The sequence below is a fragment of the Bradyrhizobium guangdongense genome, from assembly GCF_006483445.1.
In the GTDB taxonomy this organism is placed as follows: domain Bacteria; phylum Pseudomonadota; class Alphaproteobacteria; order Rhizobiales; family Xanthobacteraceae; genus Bradyrhizobium; species Bradyrhizobium guangdongense_A.
In genome coordinates this window covers 1-17,709 of record NZ_PPPT01000239.1, presented here as the reverse complement: position 1 = coordinate 17,709, position 17,709 = coordinate 1, and the positions used below count along the sequence as shown (strand labels likewise).

Here is a 17,709-nt window from a genome sequence, read left to right as displayed (position 1 = left end):
CCCGGCCATCCACGTCTTCCTAAGCCAGCCAAGAACGTGGATGCCCGGAACAAGTCCGGGCATGACGATGAGAAGGAGACCCTGCCATGAAACGCGAAGACCTCACCGAAAAGCTGCTCGACATCAAGCGCGAGAAGGGCTGGAGCTGGAAACACATCTGCGAAAAGATCGGCGGCTATTCCGAGGTGCTGATCGTCGGTGCAATCCTCGGCCAGATGAAGCTGACCAAGCCGCAGGCCGCGAATGCTGGTGAGCTGTTCGGCCTCTCGAAGTCCGAGGTCGCCATGCTCAACGAAACGCCGATGCGCGGCATGGCAATGCCGCCGACCGATCCGTTGATCTATCGCTTTTACGAATTGGTCATGGTCAACGGCCCGGCATGGAAGGCGCTGATCGAGGAAGAGTACGGCGATGGCATCATGTCCGCTATTGACTTCGACATGGTGATGGAGCGCCTGCCGAATCCAAAGGGCGACCGCGTCAAGATCACCATGAGCGGAAAATTCCTGCCGTACAAATATTACGGCGCCAGCGGCAACGTGCCTGAATACGGTTTCAAGGAAGGCTGATCGCCTGGCACAAAAGGGAGTGCGGTGGCCGAACGACCACCGCACTCCGGATGTTGAGGGCGCACTGGGCGCCGTGACGGCGGCGCCTGATCTAGCGCTTGCGCGTTGCCTTCCAACGCCGTGTCGGCGCGGCCTTGGCCCGTGCCGATGCCGACTTCTTCGAGCCCTTGGCCGCGGTCTTGGTTCCCGAGCGGCTGCTCGCGGAGACCTCGACGGCATCCTGGGCTTCCTTGCTGATGCGGAAGGTCATGCCTCCTACCGGCATGTCGTCGTGCATGACGGTCACGACGATGTCGTGATCTTTCTGCTGGCCGAGCGTGGCGAGGTCGAACTCCCTGCCCGCGGAGACGGCCATGTTGACCTTGAGCATCTCGTCCGGCTTGAGCCGCTGCACCCGCTGGATCTGCGGCACGGTGAACTTCCAGCCGAGCCTGGCGAGCCACTCCGGCAGCTTGATCTCGACATTGACGCGCACCGGCGCCCTGCCGTGGTTGCGGATCCAGAACGGCAGTTTCTCCCAGGCGATCTTGCCGATGTGGATCGAGATCGGGTGCACGTTCCGCTGCCCGAGATTGTTGTCATGGGGCACCAGACGCCATTCGGGAATCGGCCCCGTGATCGCGCCGTCGATATTGCCGGCGTCACCCTTGGCCGAGACGCTGAAGAACATGCACTCGTGGCCGACCTGCGACGGCACCCATTTGAAGGGACCGACGACGACGCCCACGGCGTCCGCAGCCGCGAGGTTCGGGGCCGCCAGTTGCGGCGTGGTCATGGGAGTCCAGTCCGTCGGGAACACGAGACCGGCCCCGGGGTTGCAGTGGAAGCCCTTGACCACGACGTTGGTCGCCGCCTGCGTGCCGCGGTTCTTGATGCGCACATAGGCGTAGTTGGTCTGCCCGACGATCGGCTCCTGGTGCACGCCGCCGCCCGCGCCGACAGTGCGGCGATTCCAGATGTCGGTGCAGCTCCAGTGATTGGGCTGGAACGGGTATTCGCCGTGGCGGCCGTCGTCGATATAGACGTCGACCGGCGGCGGCAGACCCTCGACCGTCGGGGGCGGGCCGGGCCGGAACAAGCCCTGCTTCTCGAAGGCCCAGCGGATCACCTTGTGATAGGCGCCGCCGGCGTGGGTCTCGGCCGGACTGGTTCGCGTCCAGACACCGGCGTCCGCGATCTCGAGTTGCTGCTCCCAGCCGAGCGCGTTGGGCGGATTGGTCGCCGGCGTGAGCTGGCCGACCGCACGCAGGATGAGATACACCGCCGTCGTCGCTGCAAACTGCTTGCGGGCGAGCGAAGCTGAATCGCCGCCGATCGAGCGGTAGAGACGGAAGTGCGAGGTCGCCAGGATCTGCTCGCTGAAATAGCCGTTGAGATCGTTGGCGCCGCCCCAGCCCCATCCGCCCGCAACCGGACGATCGTGCCTGCGGCCGATATTGACCCAGGGGAAGCTGACGAAGCGGTCCGGAGCGTGGGTGTCGGGATCATTCAGGATCACCGCGATGCTGTCGCCGGCGCTGTGCGCGAAGCCGAAGTTCGGGGAGTCGACATGGTCCCAGAGGATGCCATGCCCGCCGAGCTCGTGCAGCACGACGCGCCAGTCGGCCGCGATGCCGATCGGCGGAGCGCCGAGCGCGGCGAGCGAGAACACCACCGAGCCGATGCCGTTGCCGAGTGCGTTGCCCCGGCACTGCGCGTTGATCACGTCGCCGAGCGCATGATGATCGACCGGCACCGGGAACGAGGTGTGGTCGAAATAGCTCGGAATGTTGAAGCCGATGTCGCGCACGGTGCGGAAGAAGCGGTCGCAATGGTAGTAGGCGTTGACGGCCGCGAAATCGTCGGTGCGTGAGACATAGGCGAAGTTGAACGGCGCCGTCGTGGTCGGGACCGCAGGCGTCGGCGGATCGACATTCGTGATCGACACGAACGTGCCGGTGAGGCTCTGGGTTCCGCCCAACGGCGGCGAGAGGTCGATCAGGGCCACGTTATCGCGCAGCGGATCGAGCGTCGCGGCCGGTGCACTCGGCACGGCGGCGGGGTTGCCGGTCTTGGTGATGGGGTCGCGATCGAACACCAGCCCCGTCACACCGTCAACCAGCGCGCGCAGGAACAGCACGGTCTTGCGCTTAGGCTCGATGAACGCACGCCAGTTCAGCGTTCCCCATTTCGGCAACGGCATCGAGAACAACGCCTCGAGCACGACATAGTGCTTTCCGGAGACGATGTCCGACGGGACCGGCGGAAGGGGAAGGGTGGGAGGCTCGGCGCCGAATCCGTGTTCGCCGATCTCCTGGTGAATGCGCTCCTTGGGATCGTATTGATAGACGATGAGGCTCGTGCGGTTGATGCGCAGGCCCTGTGCGTTCGGGAACGCGGCACGGACGATGTCGTCATGCGCGCCGGACGCGGCCGTGTCGAGTGCGCTCCTGCTCGTCAGCGTGTCGGCAGGCGGCTCGGTGGCGACGTCGTAATGCAGCGTCGAGGTCGCGGCCTTGACCTCGTTGTCGGCGCCATGCATCACGACCGATACGCCGGCCCGGTAGATCGGCAGGCCGAACATGGTCTGGTTGTAGCTGACGACGGTCGAATCCATCGCATGCTTCTCGGATTCGAAACGCAGCGCCTCGTCTTCGGCGACCGGTGCGATCGCGGCGCGCACGTCCATCGAACGCGTCATGGTCTGCGGGAGCTGAAAGAGGTCGGCGTGGTCGAGCAGGAACCGCTTTGCCGCTTCCTGCGCGGTAGCCGCTCTCGTCCTGGGGGCGACGGCGGCGGCGGCGGTGTCGTCCGCCATGCCTCCGATGTAGCTGAAGTGTCGCGCGTGGCCGTGATCGTCATAGATGATGTTGGGACTCTCAGGCATATCGCCCTCCTGCAAATCGAATGTGAAGAACCAAGTTGCGAGCAATCATCCCAAAAGAACGGGCTGAAGAATTCAAAATGACTTCGAATGTACTTCGCTATAACATCGCACGTGGCGGTCGACCCTAGCAGATCGACTAGCGGCGACCGCGCGAAAATAAGTCGCAGCTACCTGTGAGCGAAGTAATAAAAACGTGTTTGAAAGTTTTCAGATGTCGTGAAGTGCTTCACACAAGCACGGAACGCTATCATACAAGGCTCTCGGGAGAGTTTGCGCTTGGCGGGCAACAATGTTGACCTATGTCGCGCGCCGGTTGCGCGCGACCACATGCAAGAAATGCTCGCAATGGTTGCGTCGACGAAATTCGCTGCTGCGACAACGCGATCGACGTCAAGTTGACGCGGAACCGACTGCCGCGAAGGCGCCGCGCAGCTCCGTGATCGCAGCCATCCTGCTGACATAAGTGAACGAGCCGCTGTTCTTCATCTCGCGCGCGCTTTCGAGGAATGCGGCCAGCGCAAAACGCGACATCGCGCCGCCGACGCTGATGCGCTTGACTCCGGCTGCGGACAATTGTGGCAGTGTCAATGTCGGATCGGCAAAGCCCATCACCAGATTGAACGGCTTTCCAACCGAGGCGACGACGGACTTGATCGTCGCGAGGTCGCGCACACCAGGTGAATAGAGTACGTCGGCACCGGCGGCTTCGAAGGCTTGCAGCCGCTTGATCGTGTCGTCGAGATCGTTGCGCCCGTGCAGCAGGTTTTCGGCGCGCGCGGTCAGCGTAAAGGGGAACGGCAAGGCGCGCGCGGCCTCGACGGCGGCCTGCACGCGTTCGACCGCGAGGGTAAAATCGTAGATCGGGCGTTCGCGGTCTCCAGTGAAATCCTCGATGGAACCACCCACCGCGCCGGTTTCGGCCGCACGCCGGATCGCTTCGGCCGCGCGCTTTGGCTCGTGTGCGCCGCAATTCTCGAGGTCGATGCTGACGGGCAGTGGGGTCGCCTCGGCGATGGCGCGGGCATTGTCGAGGATGGCGTCGAGGCTGACCGTCGAGCTGCCGAGCATGTTGGCAAGGCCGAGGCTCGTGGTCGCCAGCGCCTCGAAACCCATGGCGGCGAGCAGTTTTGCGGTGCCGGCATCCCAGGGATTGGGAATGATGAACGCACCGGGACGCTCGTGCAGGGCGCGAAACGCTTTTGCTTTGTCCAATTGGCTCGGCATCGTTCGCTCCTTCGTGGTGGCTGATGCAGAAATTAGGGGTATTCCGGTCATCCGCCAAATTTGTTATTTCTTGTAACAACATCAGTTTTTTGCATGAGGTGGCGGTGATGGACAGCGATGCGCTCAGCACTTTCCTGACGGTTCATCGCCGCGGCGGGATTTCGAATGCCGCAAAATTCCTGCATCGCTCGCAGCCGGCGATCTCGCGCCGCATTGCGCTTTTGGAGCAGGAGCTTGGCGTGCCCTTGTTCGAGCGGGTGGCGGGCCGGACGCGGCTCAGCGATGCGGGACGCGTGCTGGTCCCTCATGCGGAGCGCGCAGTCGCCGCCGCGGAGGATGCGGAGCAGGCGATACGCGCGCTCACCAGGCAGGCCTCGGGGCCGGTGTCGCTTGCCGTCACCGGCACACTTGCGGATGCGCGTCTGTCTGACATCATGAAGCGGCTGGCTAAGGAATATCCGGACGTCGCGCTCAGCCTGCGCACGGCAACCAGCGCCGAGGTCAGTGGCTTGATCCGCCGCGGGGAGGCGACGATCGGCCTGCGCTATCACATCGACCGCTCGCGCGATCTGGATTGCGTGCCGATCCTTTCCGAAAAGCTGCATGTGGTTTGCGCGGCCGATCATCCCTTGGCCGGCCGGCGCGTGAAGCGGCTGGCCGAGCTTCACAGCGAGCGCTGGGTCGCATTCCCCGAAATACCGGGCCGGCCCGAGAGAGCGGCCGCGCATGTCTTTGCGCTGTTTCTCACCCAAGGACTTGGTGACATCGAATGGACAGCGGTGGACAGTCTCACCGCGCAGAAGCGCCTCGTGGAAGCCGGCTTCGGCATCGCGCTGCTGGCGGACAGCCACGTGGCCGACGAACTGAGCGCCGGGACGATCTCGAAGATCGCGGTTGGCGATCTTGCCGCGAGCAACGACATCTCGATCGTGACCCGGCGCGGCGGCTTTTTGAGTCTCGCTGCGCAAAAGCTGCTGGAGATATTGCGAAGCGATTATGGCGAGAGCGCCGTCGCGGCCGCGCGGCGCCCAAAACAAAGACGTCCGGCGCGCAAACCCATTGCGCGCCGGCGCGTCAGGTCGGGGTAGCGGCTTACTTGCCCGCCTTCACCTCAGCCACGGCGACCGCGACCAGCTCGTTCATCTTGGCGCGGATCGCCTGCTCGGTGATGGCCACGCCCTTGGCGGTAAAATCCGTCACCACCTTGCGCAGCACGTCGCCGTCGCCGGCCTCCTCGAAGTCGGCTGCGACCACCTCCTTGGCATAGGCGGTTGCGGCGTCGCCGGTAATGCCGAGCTGTTCGGCCGCCCAGAGGCCGAGCAGCCGGTTGCGGCGGGCCTCGGCCTTGAATTTCTGCTCCTCGTCGAGGGCGAATTTCTTCTCAAAACCTTCCTCGCGCTTGTCGAAATTGGTCATGCAGTTCCCATTCCCGGTGAATCACGGGCGGCCTCGTTGCGAGGGCCCCTCACGACGCCTAGATAAGGGGCACGAATCGGCGAAACAACGAGCCGTTAAGCCGCAGGCAAGACGGTATAAGTGGGCACCAGAAGGGCCGGATCGATTGTGCTGAGGCAGCCAATCGGATAGGTTGCCGTAAGGCTTGGTTCCTGTTCTGTTTCTCTGGTTCCAGGCTGTTCACGGCAGCTCCGCTGTGGGTCGTAATCCTAGTCAACCGGAGCACACCAAATTCATGGATTTCAACAAAACACGGTACATCCCAATGAGCCGTCGACGTCGCATTTATGAAGGCAAGGCAAAGGTACTCTATGAAGGTCCGGAGCCGGGTACCCTGATCCAGCACTTCAAGGACGACGCGACCGCGTTCAATGCCAAAAAGCATCAGGTGATCGAGGGCAAGGGTGTCCTCAACAACCGGATCTCGGAGTACCTGTTTCAGCACCTCAACGACATCGGGGTGCCGACCCATTTCATCCGCCGCCTCAACATGCGCGAGCAGTTGATTCGCGAGGTCGAGATCGTGCCGCTCGAGGTTGTCGTGCGCAACGTCGCCGCCGGCTCGCTGTCGCAGCGCCTCGGCATCGAGGAGGGCACGCAGCTCCCGCGCTCGATCATCGAGTTCTACTACAAGAACGACCAGCTCAACGACCCCATGGTGTCGGAAGAGCACATCACCGCCTTCGGCTGGGCGACGCCGCAGGAGATCGACGACATCATGGCGCTCGCCATCCGCGTCAACGACTTCCTCACCGGCCTCTTCCTCGGCATCGGCATCCGTCTCGTCGACTTCAAGATGGAATGCGGGAGGCTGTTCGAGAACGAGATGATGCGCATCATCGTCGCCGACGAGATCTCGCCGGACTCGTGCCGGCTGTGGGACATCAAGTCGAACGAGAAGCTCGACAAGGACCGTTTCCGTAGGGACCTCGGCGGCCTCCTGGAGGCCTATACCGAAGTCGCAAAGCGCCTCGGCATCCTCATGGAGAACGAGCGTCCGCAGGGCTCCGGCCCGGTGCTGGTGAAGAGCTAAGAGGATTTTGACGTGAAGGCACGTGTCACCGTTACCTTGAAGAACGGCATTCTGGACCCACAGGGCAAGGCGATCGAAGGCGCGCTGAAATCACTCGGCGTCGACGGCGTCGCCAGCGTCCGTCAGGGCAAGGTGTTCGACATCGAGCTCGCCGGCGCCGACAAGGCCAAGGCGGAAGCCGCACTGAAGCAGGCCGCCGACAAGCTGTTGGCGAATACGGTGATCGAGAACTACCGCGTCGAAGTGCTGGGCTAGCCTACAGCCGTCCATCCGGGCTACGTGCCGATGGGTGCATGACTGCTCACAGCCACCCTGCGCGGCGGAAGCGCCAGAACAGGCCGAAGCAGGCGGTTGCCATCAGGGCGAGCACGGCGAAATAGCCGTACTCCCATTCCAGCTCCGGCATGTGCTTGAAGTTCATGCCGTAGATGCCGGCAAGCGCGGTCGGCACCGCGATGATCGCTAGCCACGAGGCGAGCTTCTTGGAGACCGCGGTCTCCTGGGCCTGGCCGACCAGCAGGCTCGCTTCGAACGCGAAGGCCAGCACCTCGCGCATGGAATCGATGCGCTCCTGGATGTTCCTGACGTGGTCAGTGACGTCGCGAAACAACGGCTGCATCGCGGGGCGCACCATTGCGAGCTCGTCATGCTCCAGCCGGCGGCAGACTTCGACCAATGGCCCGATCGCATTGCGCAGCCGCAGCAGGTCGCGCCTGAGCATATAGAGCCGTTCGACCTGTCCCTTGGTGATCGGCTTGGAGAGCACGTCGTCCTCGATGCCCTCGACCTCGTCGTGAATGCTCTCGAGCACGGGGGAGTAGTTGTCGACGATGAAATCGAGCAGGGCATAGAGGATGTAGTCCTCGCCGCGGGCCAGCGCCCGCGGGCAGCTCTCGCAGCGCTCGCGTACCGGCGCATACGACGTCGACGCACCGTGCCGCACCGAGACCAGGTAACCTTCGCCGACGAAGATGTGGGTCTCGCCGAACACGATGCGGCCCTCGACCAGTTGCGCCGTCCGCGCCACGATGAACAGGGCCTCGCCATATTGCTCGATCTTCGGCCGCTGATGGGCGTGGTCGGCGTCCTCGATGGCGAGGTCGTGCAGGTCGAACTGCTTCTGCACGGCGCTGAGCAGCGCCATGTCGGGCTCGTGCAGCCCGATCCAGACCACATGGCCGGGCTTGGCGCGCCAGCTCGAGGCCTCGCTGATGGCGATATTGGCGACGCGCCGCCCGTCGACATAGGCACCGGCCGCGACCACGCCTTCGGTGGTCACAGGCTCGGCAGGGGATGTGGGCATGGACGGGACATTCATGGCTGCAATCCCGGAAATCGGCGCCCGATCGGGGCCGGTCATGGCCTGTGCACAAGACCGTCACACGACGCTAGCACTGGTAAAATCCGCGTCAAATGGTTATGTCTGCGGCCGGATTTGGCCCTCCGGCCAGCCCGATTCCACGCATCATTCGGAAACCCGCCCATGAAGTCAGCCGTCCTGGTTTTTCCCGGAATCAACCGCGAGCGCGACATGGCGCGGGCGCTGAAACTGATCTCGGGGCAAGAGGCCGCGATGGTCTGGCACGCCGAGACCTCGTTGCCTGCGGGGACCGATCTCGTGGTCGTGCCGGGCGGCTTCTCCTATGGCGATTACTTGCGCTGCGGCGCCATCGCCGCGCGGGCGCCGATCATGGACGCGGTGCGCGACTACGCCGCCAGGGGCGGGCTCGTGCTCGGCGTCTGCAACGGCTTTCAGATCCTCTGCGAGTCCGGCCTGCTGCCGGGCGTCTTGATGCGCAACGCGCGGCTCAAATTCATCTGCCACGACGTGCATCTGCGCGTCGAACGTTCCGACACGCCGTTCACCCGCGGCTACAATGCGGGTCAGGTGATCCGCGTGCCCGTCGCGCATGGCGAAGGCAATTACGAGGCGGATGAAGAAACCATCAAGCGGCTCGAGGGCGAGGGCCGGGTGCTCTACCGTTATTGCTCGGCCGACGGCGTCGTCGATGATATCAGCAATATCAACGGCGCCGCGCACTCGATCGCCGGCATCGTCAACGACAAGGGCAACGTGCTCGGCATGATGCCGCATCCGGAAAACCACGTCGAAGACATCATGGGCTGCACCGACGGCCGCGGCCTGTTCGCCGGCCTTGTCGCGCATCTGGACCGGGCGGCGTGAGCAGGATCGCCGCAAAGCTCGTTGCAGCGGTCGCGGCGCTGCTGCTGACCGCGACCGCGCAGGCGCAAGACTATCCGAAACGCGCAATCACCATGATCGTGCCGTTCGCGGCCGGCGGCACGTCCGACGTGATCGCGCGCGTGGTGGCCGAGCAGATGAGCGCGGCGCTCGGCCAGCCCATCGTGATCGAGAACGTCGCAGGCGCCGGTGGCTCGACCGCGCTGACCCGCGCCTCGCGCGCCGAGCCCGACGGCTATACGATCGCGATCGGCAATGCCGGCACCAGCGCCGCCGCCTACACGATCTATCCCAAGCTTGCGTTCACGCCTGAATCTTTCGTGCCCATTGCGATGGTCGCCAAGACCTTTGGCATCATCGCGCTGCGCAAGGATTTTCCGGCCAAGGATCTGGCCGAGTTCATCGCCTATGCGAAGAAGAATCCGGGCAAGATCAATCTTGGACACGCCGGCGTCGGCTCCTCGAATTATCTGATCTGCAAGAGTTTTGTGCAGGCCGCCGGCATCGACGCGACGCTGGTCGGCTATCGCGGTGCTGCGCCCGCGCTCACGGATGCGGTCGGCGGGCAGATCGACGGCGTCTGCGATGCGGCCGCGTCGGTGTCGCAATCGATCAACGAGAAGCTGGTGAAGGGCATCGTGGTCGGCTCGACCGTGCGCCTCGGCACGTTGCCTGACGTGCCGACCTCGGCGGAAGCGGGTCTGCCCGAATTCGAGGCGCAGGGCTGGAACGGCCTGTTCGCGCCAAAGGGCACGCCGCCGGCGGTCATCGCAAAACTCAATGCCGCTGCAAGAAGTGCGGTCGAGAGCGATGCGGTGAAGAAGCGTTTTGCCGATTTGTCGACGGTCGCGCCCGATGCGAACGAGCATGCGCCGGAAGTGCTCCAGCAGCTCGTGACGCGCGACGTCGAGAAGTACCGAAAACTCCTCGCAGACGACGCCAAGCAATAAGTTCGGCCATCGCGCGCGCTCCCCGGCATGAACCTCGGCCGCGGACGATGCGACTGATACGGCATCGTCGATTCCGTGCAGGCACCGCTGCTTCCCGATTTTCGTCGATGCGGGCAACTCAAGGTTGTCTCGCGGGGCGAGTCACGCTATCAGGAAGCCGGTCCGACGCTGTCGATTTGCTTTTTTCTCGGATTTCGCATGCCCGTTGCCTTGGTCGTCCTGAGCTCTCGATCCAGATGCGGAGTGCGCCAAAATATCTGCGCAAGGCGCAGGCCGAGTGGCTGCGGGAGGCCTGGATGATCGAGAGCCGCACCGCCTTTCGCGCCCTGGCCGCCCTTTGCAGCGGAGTCCTGCTTGCGGCAGTGATTGCGATTGGGTCGGCGGTCCCGCAGACGCGTGATCAGATCATCAACAACTGCCGGAACACGGTCGGCCGCTCCTTCGTGCAAAGCTGTATGCAACAGAAGCAAGATCTGTCCGCCTGCCGCGCGGCCGCGACGCCACATGTACGCAACTGCGTCGTTGCGGCGGAACGGAAGAATCCGGCGGGCCGCGGCGCGGGGGTCGGCGAGCCGGTTCGAGTTGAAGGTCCACAGCGTCTGCTGGTCGTGCCGGTTCGTTTCCCCGACGTCGTGCCGAGCAAAAGCATCGAAGAGATCACGACGAAGGTCCAACACGTATCTGATTGGATGCGCAAGGCTTCCTACGATCGGGTGCAGATCGAGTTCCAGGTCCTTGACTGGCAGCCCATGCGGAGTTCGCTTGCAAGCTATCGGGTGAGCCCATCCAATTTCGAGGTGGATCCATCCCGCGTGCGCCGCCTCGTCACTGAAGCGTTGTCCGCGGCGGCACGAAAGGTGCGATTGGCTGACTTCACGCAAGTCTACGTCGTCGCGGGCGTAGAAACGGTCCAAGGTACCGGTTACGGGATGATCACCTACGCCGCCAACCCAGGCATGTTGAGCGGCGTTTCTCACGGCAGAGCCCGCATGGAGACGATCCATCTCGACGACGGCACCACGTTCGATCGCGGGATCGTCGTATCGGCTGAAACCGCGCATGTCGGTCACGTCGCGCACGATCTGCTCCACGCCTTTGGCGGTGCACGCGACGGGCGGCGTTCGGTACCCGACCTCTACGATCACCAGATCCAGCACCGTCGACCGCGATTCACCAGCCCAACCCTCTTCTCGATTTATGCTGGGCCGTGGGACATCATGTCCCAGCATTTCGTCGAGCGAAATCGGCCACCGCCGCCACCCTCTTCCTTCACCCGCCTCCAGCTGGGATGGATCGATGCAGATCAGGTGGTGACGGTCCAGCCCGGGCAGACGCAGAGCGTGCTGCTCGAGCCGCTGGAGTCCGGTCGCAGGCCTTTGGTGGTGAAGGTGCCTCTCGGTCCCCGGCACTACCTGCTGCTCGAAAATCGTCAGAAAATGTGGCTTGGCGCTATATTGCCCGCGACCGGTCTGATCGTCCTCGATGTCGACGAGGAGCGTGGGGAGGGTGCAGGCATCGTCAAGGTCGCGAATGCCCATCCGGATGTCCCCGGTTTCATGAATGCTCCCTTCGCGCCGGGCAGTAAGCCAGATGCCTACATCAATCGCGCGGCGGGTGTCGCCGTCGTCGCGGAGAGCGTCGAGGAGGGGGATCGCCTGCGGATCCTCGTAACGCCCCCCAAGCAAGTGCGTTAAGTCACGTTATCGATTCTTCCATCGCCCCTTCAGCCGCTCCCCCGGCACCGTCATCGCAGCCACACCCGCCATGACCAGCACCAGTCCCAGCACCAGGTTCGACGGCACGGTCTCGCCGAGCAGAGCTACGGAAAGGCCGACGCCGATCGGAATGCGCAAATAGCCTTGGGCGTTGGTGGTCAGCGTGCCGAGCCGGGTCAGGCACATGTAGAACAGCATCAGCCCGAGGGCGCTGGAAAAGATTCCCATGGCGATGACGGCCGCGATCGCCTCCAACGTCGGATGCAGCGTCCAGGGATGGTCGATGACGAGCGAGGCCGGCAGCAACACGAGGCCGCCGAACAGCAGCGAGCCGGCCGCCACCACCATCGGATCGTAATCCGTCAGCCGCAGCCCGAAGATCGTGGCGCAGGCAAAGGACATCGTCGCGAGCAGGATCGCGATCTCGGCAAAGATCTCGTTGCCGAGGCCATGCAGTGCATCGAGGCCGATGATGACGGCCGTCCCGGCGAGGCCGAGGATCGCGCCGATCAGCTTCAGCAGCGTCGCGGGCTCATGGCGCGTGATCGCCCAGGTGATGAGGAAGGCAAAGATCGGCGTCGTCGAGGCCAGCACGACGGTGCTGGACGCCGGCACATAGAGCTGCGCCCAGGTGATCATCAGGAACGGGACCGTCGAATTGATCAATTGCTGGAAGGCGAACAGCTTCCACGCCTTCAGATCGGTCGGAAGCTTCAATCCGCGGATGCGCAGGATCACGTACAGGAAGGCGAAGGCGACCAGCGAGCGCGCCGAGATGAAGGTAACAGGCGGGATCGAGCCGAGGCCGATCTTGGTCAGCGGGTAGGTCGAGCTCCAGCAGCAAGCGAGCGCCAGAAGCAGCGCATAATCGCGCCAGCCGCGCACGGGTCGTGCGGTCGTGACGGGCGTCGTTTCGACGGCAGCCACGCTGCCCGTCCTCGCTGTGCTCTGCGGCACCTACTGCTCCCCGCGCATTGACGCGCGGGTCCAGTCATAACCGGGGAGGGGCAAAAGGAAAGGCGGGAAGCTATGCGTTTGGCGGCGGTGACGCCTTCCGCTTCACCCGCTTGATCGTGCCCGAAAACGTGAACAGGGCGCGGTCACCTGATGACAGCATGCCCCGCACGAAGATCAGCGAGCCGCCGGCGCGGGTGACCTCGCCGGTGCACTCGATCAGCTCGCCCTCGCGGGCGGCATCGAGGAACTCGCTCGAAAACGACACCGTCACTGCCGGTCCCTGCAGCTCGACGGCGGCGAGCGCAAAAAGGCAGTAGTCGGCAAAGGTCATGAAGCAGCCGCCATGGACGTTGCCGGAGCCGTTGAGGTGCTTTTTCGCGACCCGGAACGCGCAGGTGATACGGCCGTTCGCATCCATCCGGTGGTAGAATGGGCCGGCTAGGGTCTCGAAATTGTCGCGTTTCCAGGTCCGCCAGCCCTGAAATTCGCCCTCGGTCTCGACATGGAGATCGGGGCGGAGGTCGAATGCGGTCTTGGTGAGCTGGTTCACGAAATCTGGCCTTCAATTGTCGGTTTGGGTCCTTAAATCCGATCTATCACCGCAGTGCAAACCCCGTGCCCCAGAGAAAGCGCTTCGGCCGCCGCAAAGCTCTGGACAGGCCGAAAATGCCGCCTAAAAGGCCTTTTCGCCCCCGTTCGATCTACCTATTAAGGGACCCATGAACGCGCCCAAGAATAAGTCCACGAACGAACCGAAGATCACCCCCGAACTCGTCGCCGCTCACGGGCTCAAGCCCGACGAGTATGAGCGCATTTTGAAGCTGATCGGGCGGGAGCCGACCTTCACCGAGCTCGGCATCTTCTCGGCGATGTGGAACGAGCACTGCTCGTACAAATCCTCGCGCATCCATCTGAAGGGCCTGCCGACCAAGGCGCCCTGGGTGATCCAGGGGCCGGGCGAGAATGCCGGCGTGATCGACATCGGCGATGGCCAGGCGGTGGTCTTCAAGATGGAGAGCCACAACCATCCCAGCTACATCGAGCCCTATCAGGGCGCGACCACCGGCGTGGGCGGCATCTTGCGCGACGTCTTCACCATGGGCGCGCGTCCGATCGCCTGTCTCAACGCGCTCAGCTTCGGCGCGCCCGAGCATGCCAAGACGCGGCATCTGGTGTCCGGCGTGGTCGCAGGCGTCGGCGGCTATGGCAATTCCTTCGGCGTGCCGACGGTCGGTGGCCAGGTGCGTTTCCACACCCGCTATGACGGCAACATCCTCGTCAACGCGATGGCGGTCGGTCTCGCCGACGCCGACAAGATCTTCTATGCGGCCGCCTCCGGCGTGAACATGCCGATCGTCTATCTCGGCTCCAAGACGGGCCGCGATGGCATTCATGGCGCCTCGATGGCCTCGGCCGAGTTCGACGACAAGTCCGAGGAGAAGCGTCCGACCGTGCAGGTCGGCGATCCCTTCGCCGAAAAGCTGCTGCTCGAGGCCTGCCTCGAGATCATGGAAAAGGGCTGCGTGATCGCGATCCAGGACATGGGCGCGGCGGGCCTGACCTGCTCGGCAGTGGAGATGGGCGCCAAGGGCGATCTCGGCGTCGACCTCGATCTCGACGCCGTGCCGACGCGCGAGACCGGCATGAGCGCATACGAGATGATGCTCTCGGAGAGCCAGGAGCGCATGCTCATGGTGCTCAAGCCCGAGAAGGAAAAGGAAGCCGAAGCGATCTTCAGGAAGTGGGGCCTCGATTTCGCGATCGTCGGCTACACCACGCCGAGCAAGCGTTTTGTGGTCAAGCATGGCGGCGACGTCATGGCCGATCTGCCGATCAAGGAGCTCGGCGACGAAGCGCCGCTCTATGATCGGCCGCATGTGCCCTCCGCAGCGCTTCCGACGGTGCACGCGCGTGAGATCGTGGCGCCGATGGGCGTGGGCGCGGCGCTCGAGAAGATGATCGGCACGCCAGAACTCTGTTCGAAGCGCTGGGTCTGGGAGCAGTACGACCACGTCATCCTCGGCAATACCGTGCAGCGTCCCGGCGGCGATGCCGCCGTCGTGCGCGTTGAGGATGGTCCGAAGGGGCTCGCAATGACCGTCGACGTCACCCCGCGCTATTGCGAGGCAGACCCGTTCGAGGGCGGCAAGCAGGCCGTGGCGGAAGCCTGGCGCAACATCACCGCCGTCGGCGGACGGCCGCTCGCGATTACCGACAACCTCAACTTTGGCAATCCTGAGCGGCCCGAGATCATGGGCCAGTTCGTCGGCTGCCTGAAGGGCATCTCGGAAGCCTGCCGCACGCTCGACTTCCCGGTCGTCTCCGGCAACGTCTCGCTCTACAACGAGACCAACGGCCGCGCGATCCTCCCCACGCCTTCGATCGGCGGCGTCGGCGTGCTCGACGATTTCACCAAATCGGCGTCGCTCGCCTTCAAGGCCGAGGGCGAGGCGATCCTGCTGATTGGCGAGACTCATGGCTGGCTCGGGCAATCAGTCTATCTGCGCGACGTCTGCGGTCGGGAAGAGGGCGCTCCGCCGCCGGTCGATCTCGCCGCCGAGAAGCGCAATGGCGACTGCGTGCGCGGCATGATCCACGCCGGCACCGCGACCGCCGTGCATGATCTCTCCGACGGCGGTCTTCTGGTGGCGCTGGCCGAGATGGCGATGGCCAGCGGCATCGGTGCGCGCCTGTTGGCCGGACCGACCTCGCTGGTGCCGCACGCCTATTGGTTCGGCGAGGACCAGGCGCGCTACATCGTCACCGTGCCCGAAGCGCAGGCCGGCCTCGTGCTGGCAAAGATGCGCGGCTGCGAAGTGCCCTGCGTGCGGATCGGCACCACCGGCGGCGACGCGATCGCGATCTCGGGCGAAGCGCCGGTCGCGATCGACACGCTACGCGCCGCGTACGAGCGCTGGCTGCCGGAGTATATGGCGGGCAAGGCGGCGTAGGGCGGACGACGCGTAGCCCGGATGAGCGCAGCGACATCCGGGTCTTTCTTCGTGCGGCTTCCCGGATATCGCTGCGCTCATCCGGGCTACAATTGTTGAAACAGCGCCCCCTACTTGTAGTGTCGTAGCCCGGATGGAGCGAAAGCGTAATCCGGGTTCGTGCCGAGTAGCCGAAAAGTCCCGGATTGCGCTGCGCTCCATCCGGGCTACGGATTCGAGCCCGCTACAACACCCGTGTTGCCCCTGGAATCTTCCGCAACGCGCGCGTCAGCGCCCAACTGAATGCGACCGTCAGCACGAATCCGACCATCGCCTTGACGATCGCCGGCAGGTCATAGTCGAACAGCCAGTATTGCAGCCAAAGCGCGATCGGGTAGTGCACCAAAAACATGCCGAAGGCGTCGGCCTGCATCGGATCGAGCAGCCTGGCCGAACCTGATTGCTTGAACCTCTGGAAAAAAGCCAGGATCAGAAACAGCACAGCGACGCTGAAAACCGCGAAGCAGAGGGCATAGAGCCCTTCGTACCAGTTCGGCAGCGGCGACGGATTGCCCAGGATTTCGCGCTTGATGTAGATCAGCGTCCAGAGCAGGCAATACGGGACGATCGCCAGGACCATCCAGTCCCAACTGACCTTCGCCATCCGGCCGTCTGCCGCGAGCAGTCCGCGATCCATATGCGCGACGCCGATGCCGGCGCCGAAAAAGAAGTAGCTCGCATAGAGCAGCACGCGCCCGTGCTGCACCGAGAACGGCCCGAACTCGAACCAGCTGCTTGGTCCGTAAATCATCAGGCCTGGAACATAGACCGCTGCCGTGGCGGCAAGCATGACGGCGAAGAAGACGGCGGGCCGGCGGCGACCGTGCAGCGAAAGGCGATTGATCGGATCGAGCAGGTTGGGCGACAGCCGTTGCAGAATGCAAGCAATGAGGTCGAAGGCGAACAGGACCCACAGGAACCAGATCGGCCCGCTCGGCCACGGGCCCTTGGTGACCATATTCCACCAGTATTCCGAAAAGCCGATCTCGGGATGGTGCCGCAGCGAGATGGCGTAATAGGCGAGCGGAATGACCGTGAATGCGCAGATCACGAACGGCAGGCCAAGCCGAAGCAGGCGATCTGCCAGATAGCTCTGCGCCCCCTTGCGGGCGATGCCTGACCACGCAAACAAGCCCGACAGGAAGAAGAACATCGCCATGAAGAAGCTGTCGGTGGCCAGCACGATCATGTCGAAGCCGAAGAAGGACGTCGGGTCGGTGTGTCCGAAATACGTGTAGGGAATGACGGCATGGTGCAGCAGCACCACGAGGGTCAGGAAGGTGCGGGCGCGGTCGAGCGACAGGTTGCGCGTCTTGGTCTTCGGGGCTGCTTGAGCCTCCGTACCGATCGTCCCCGAAATCGTCGTCATGTCTACCCCGGTCATTCCACACGTTGGCGTGTTTTGCAGTCGGGAACCCGATTCAGCAAGGGCTGTTTGGGGGCTGTACGGCCATGAGGAACCAGTTCCCTATCGCCGCGTTCAGGAATTGAGCTGAGGCCCGCAAAGCGCGGGGGCGAGCGTCGGAGCTGGGCAATGACCATCCTGAAATGGGCACTGATCTTCCTGTTGGTCTCGATCGTGGCCGGCGTGCTCGGCTTCTCCGGCATCTCGGCCGCATCGGCCGATATCGCCCGCTTCCTGTTTTATGTCTTCGTCGTGATCTTCCTGGTGCTGCTGATCCTGGGGCTGACGATTTTTAGGGTGTAGGGACCCACTTCAGCACGTTCAGTCGTCATGCCCGGGCTT

At 63.8% G+C, this 17,709-nt stretch carries 16 protein-coding genes; 9 read left to right on the top strand and 7 right to left on the bottom strand.

From position 1 onward, the window contains the following. Window positions 1–86: 86 nt before the first annotated feature. Entirely contained in the window at window positions 87–569 is a 483-nt protein-coding gene (cynS, locus tag C2U70_RS29645; protein WP_140982179.1) for a cyanase, read from the top strand. 91 nt (window positions 570–660) lie between these two features. Here cynS and C2U70_RS29640 read toward each other — a convergent pair whose 3' ends face one another. Then, complete coding sequence (locus C2U70_RS29640) at window positions 661–3,435, bottom strand: hypothetical protein (RefSeq protein ID WP_140982178.1); 2,775 nt, start codon at window positions 3,433–3,435, stop codon at window positions 661–663. 390 nt (window positions 3,436–3,825) lie between these two features. Then, window positions 3,826–4,659, bottom strand: coding sequence for an isocitrate lyase/PEP mutase family protein (locus tag C2U70_RS29635; protein ID WP_140982177.1), 834 nt, complete (start codon window positions 4,657–4,659; stop codon window positions 3,826–3,828). 107 nt (window positions 4,660–4,766) lie between these two features. Here C2U70_RS29635 and C2U70_RS29630 point away from each other — a divergent pair, with 107 nt between their 5' ends. Continuing rightward, window positions 4,767–5,747: a LysR family transcriptional regulator gene (locus C2U70_RS29630; RefSeq protein WP_140982180.1), complete on the top strand. Its 981-nt coding sequence runs from the start codon at window positions 4,767–4,769 to the stop codon at window positions 5,745–5,747. A 4-nt stretch (window positions 5,748–5,751) separates the two neighbouring features. Here the strand turns inward: C2U70_RS29630 and C2U70_RS29625 are convergent, their stop codons facing one another. Then, window positions 5,752–6,075 carry a DUF1476 domain-containing protein gene (locus tag C2U70_RS29625; protein ID WP_140982176.1) on the bottom strand — a complete coding sequence of 108 codons (324 nt, stop codon included), beginning with the start codon at window positions 6,073–6,075 and terminating at the stop codon, window positions 5,752–5,754. Window positions 6,076–6,379: 304 nt separating this feature from the next. Between C2U70_RS29625 and purC the strand changes: the two genes are divergently transcribed. Then, complete coding sequence (gene purC, locus C2U70_RS29620) at window positions 6,380–7,147, top strand: phosphoribosylaminoimidazolesuccinocarboxamide synthase (protein WP_173015815.1); 768 nt, start codon at window positions 6,380–6,382, stop codon at window positions 7,145–7,147. Between the two features lie 12 nt (window positions 7,148–7,159). After that, on the top strand, window positions 7,160–7,402 hold the full coding sequence (gene purS / locus C2U70_RS29615; RefSeq protein ID WP_140982175.1) for a phosphoribosylformylglycinamidine synthase subunit PurS: 243 nt from the start codon (window positions 7,160–7,162) through the stop codon (window positions 7,400–7,402). 46 nt (window positions 7,403–7,448) lie between these two features. Here the strand turns inward: purS and C2U70_RS29610 are convergent, their stop codons facing one another. Then, complete coding sequence (locus C2U70_RS29610) at window positions 7,449–8,465, bottom strand: magnesium and cobalt transport protein CorA (RefSeq protein ID WP_140982174.1); 1,017 nt, start codon at window positions 8,463–8,465, stop codon at window positions 7,449–7,451. A 165-nt stretch (window positions 8,466–8,630) separates the two neighbouring features. On the opposite strand from C2U70_RS29610, the gene purQ reads away from it, so the two are divergent. The 3 genes from purQ (at window position 8,631) to C2U70_RS29595 (ending at window position 11,994) form a co-directional block, all read left to right on the top strand. Then, window positions 8,631–9,332 carry a phosphoribosylformylglycinamidine synthase subunit PurQ gene (gene purQ / locus C2U70_RS29605; RefSeq protein ID WP_140982173.1) on the top strand — a complete coding sequence of 234 codons (702 nt, stop codon included), beginning with the start codon at window positions 8,631–8,633 and terminating at the stop codon, window positions 9,330–9,332. Beyond that, entirely contained in the window at window positions 9,329–10,300 is a 972-nt protein-coding gene (locus C2U70_RS29600) for a tripartite tricarboxylate transporter substrate binding protein BugD (RefSeq protein WP_140982172.1), read from the top strand. Before purQ ends, C2U70_RS29600 begins: the two co-directional genes overlap by 4 nt. Before the next feature lie 296 nt (window positions 10,301–10,596). Further along, the gene (locus C2U70_RS29595; protein WP_140982171.1) at window positions 10,597–11,994 is read left to right on the top strand and encodes a hypothetical protein; all 1,398 of its coding nucleotides are present in this window, start codon (window positions 10,597–10,599) and stop codon (window positions 11,992–11,994) included. A 6-nt stretch (window positions 11,995–12,000) separates the two neighbouring features. On the opposite strand, the gene C2U70_RS29590 is transcribed toward C2U70_RS29595, so the two are convergent. Continuing rightward, the gene (locus C2U70_RS29590; RefSeq protein WP_140982170.1) at window positions 12,001–12,972 is read right to left on the bottom strand and encodes a DMT family transporter; all 972 of its coding nucleotides are present in this window, start codon (window positions 12,970–12,972) and stop codon (window positions 12,001–12,003) included. Window positions 12,973–13,042: 70 nt separating this feature from the next. Continuing rightward, a complete protein-coding gene (locus C2U70_RS29585; RefSeq protein ID WP_140982169.1) occupies window positions 13,043–13,522 on the bottom strand; it encodes a PaaI family thioesterase in 480 nt (159 codons plus the stop codon). Between the two features lie 169 nt (window positions 13,523–13,691). Between C2U70_RS29585 and purL the strand changes: the two genes are divergently transcribed. Next, window positions 13,692–15,923 carry a phosphoribosylformylglycinamidine synthase subunit PurL gene (gene purL, locus C2U70_RS29580; protein ID WP_140982168.1) on the top strand — a complete coding sequence of 744 codons (2,232 nt, stop codon included), beginning with the start codon at window positions 13,692–13,694 and terminating at the stop codon, window positions 15,921–15,923. A gap of 223 nt (window positions 15,924–16,146) precedes the next feature. On the opposite strand, the gene C2U70_RS29575 is transcribed toward purL, so the two are convergent. Next, the gene (locus C2U70_RS29575) at window positions 16,147–17,331 is read right to left on the bottom strand and encodes an acyltransferase family protein (RefSeq protein WP_140982167.1); all 1,185 of its coding nucleotides are present in this window, start codon (window positions 17,329–17,331) and stop codon (window positions 16,147–16,149) included. A 165-nt stretch (window positions 17,332–17,496) separates the two neighbouring features. On the opposite strand from C2U70_RS29575, the gene C2U70_RS29570 reads away from it, so the two are divergent. Further along, window positions 17,497–17,670, top strand: coding sequence for a DUF1328 domain-containing protein (locus tag C2U70_RS29570; protein ID WP_140982166.1), 174 nt, complete (start codon window positions 17,497–17,499; stop codon window positions 17,668–17,670). The last annotated feature ends 39 nt before the right edge of the window (window positions 17,671–17,709 follow it).

Bases quoted from the DNA above. Each gene is read 5' to 3' on its own strand.
- C2U70_RS29595 (WP_140982171.1), top strand. From the start codon at position 10,597: ATGATCGAGAGCCGCACCGCCTTTCGCGCCCTGGCCGCCCTTTGCAGC.
- C2U70_RS29575 (WP_140982167.1), bottom strand. From the start codon at position 17,331: ATGACGACGATTTCGGGGACGATCGGTACGGAGGCTCAAGCAGCCCCG.
- C2U70_RS29570 (WP_140982166.1), top strand. From the start codon at position 17,497: ATGACCATCCTGAAATGGGCACTGATCTTCCTGTTGGTCTCGATCGTG.
- cynS (WP_140982179.1), top strand. From the start codon at position 87: ATGAAACGCGAAGACCTCACCGAAAAGCTGCTCGACATCAAGCGCGAG.
- C2U70_RS29635 (WP_140982177.1), bottom strand. From the start codon at position 4,659: ATGCCGAGCCAATTGGACAAAGCAAAAGCGTTTCGCGCCCTGCACGAG.
- C2U70_RS29640 (WP_140982178.1), bottom strand. From the start codon at position 3,435: ATGCCTGAGAGTCCCAACATCATCTATGACGATCACGGCCACGCGCGA.
- C2U70_RS29625 (WP_140982176.1), bottom strand. From the start codon at position 6,075: ATGACCAATTTCGACAAGCGCGAGGAAGGTTTTGAGAAGAAATTCGCC.
- C2U70_RS29630 (WP_140982180.1), top strand. From the start codon at position 4,767: ATGGACAGCGATGCGCTCAGCACTTTCCTGACGGTTCATCGCCGCGGC.
- purC (WP_173015815.1), top strand. From the start codon at position 6,380: ATGAGCCGTCGACGTCGCATTTATGAAGGCAAGGCAAAGGTACTCTAT.
- C2U70_RS29610 (WP_140982174.1), bottom strand. From the start codon at position 8,465: ATGAATGTCCCGTCCATGCCCACATCCCCTGCCGAGCCTGTGACCACC.
- purL (WP_140982168.1), top strand. From the start codon at position 13,692: ATGAACGCGCCCAAGAATAAGTCCACGAACGAACCGAAGATCACCCCC.
- purQ (WP_140982173.1), top strand. From the start codon at position 8,631: ATGAAGTCAGCCGTCCTGGTTTTTCCCGGAATCAACCGCGAGCGCGAC.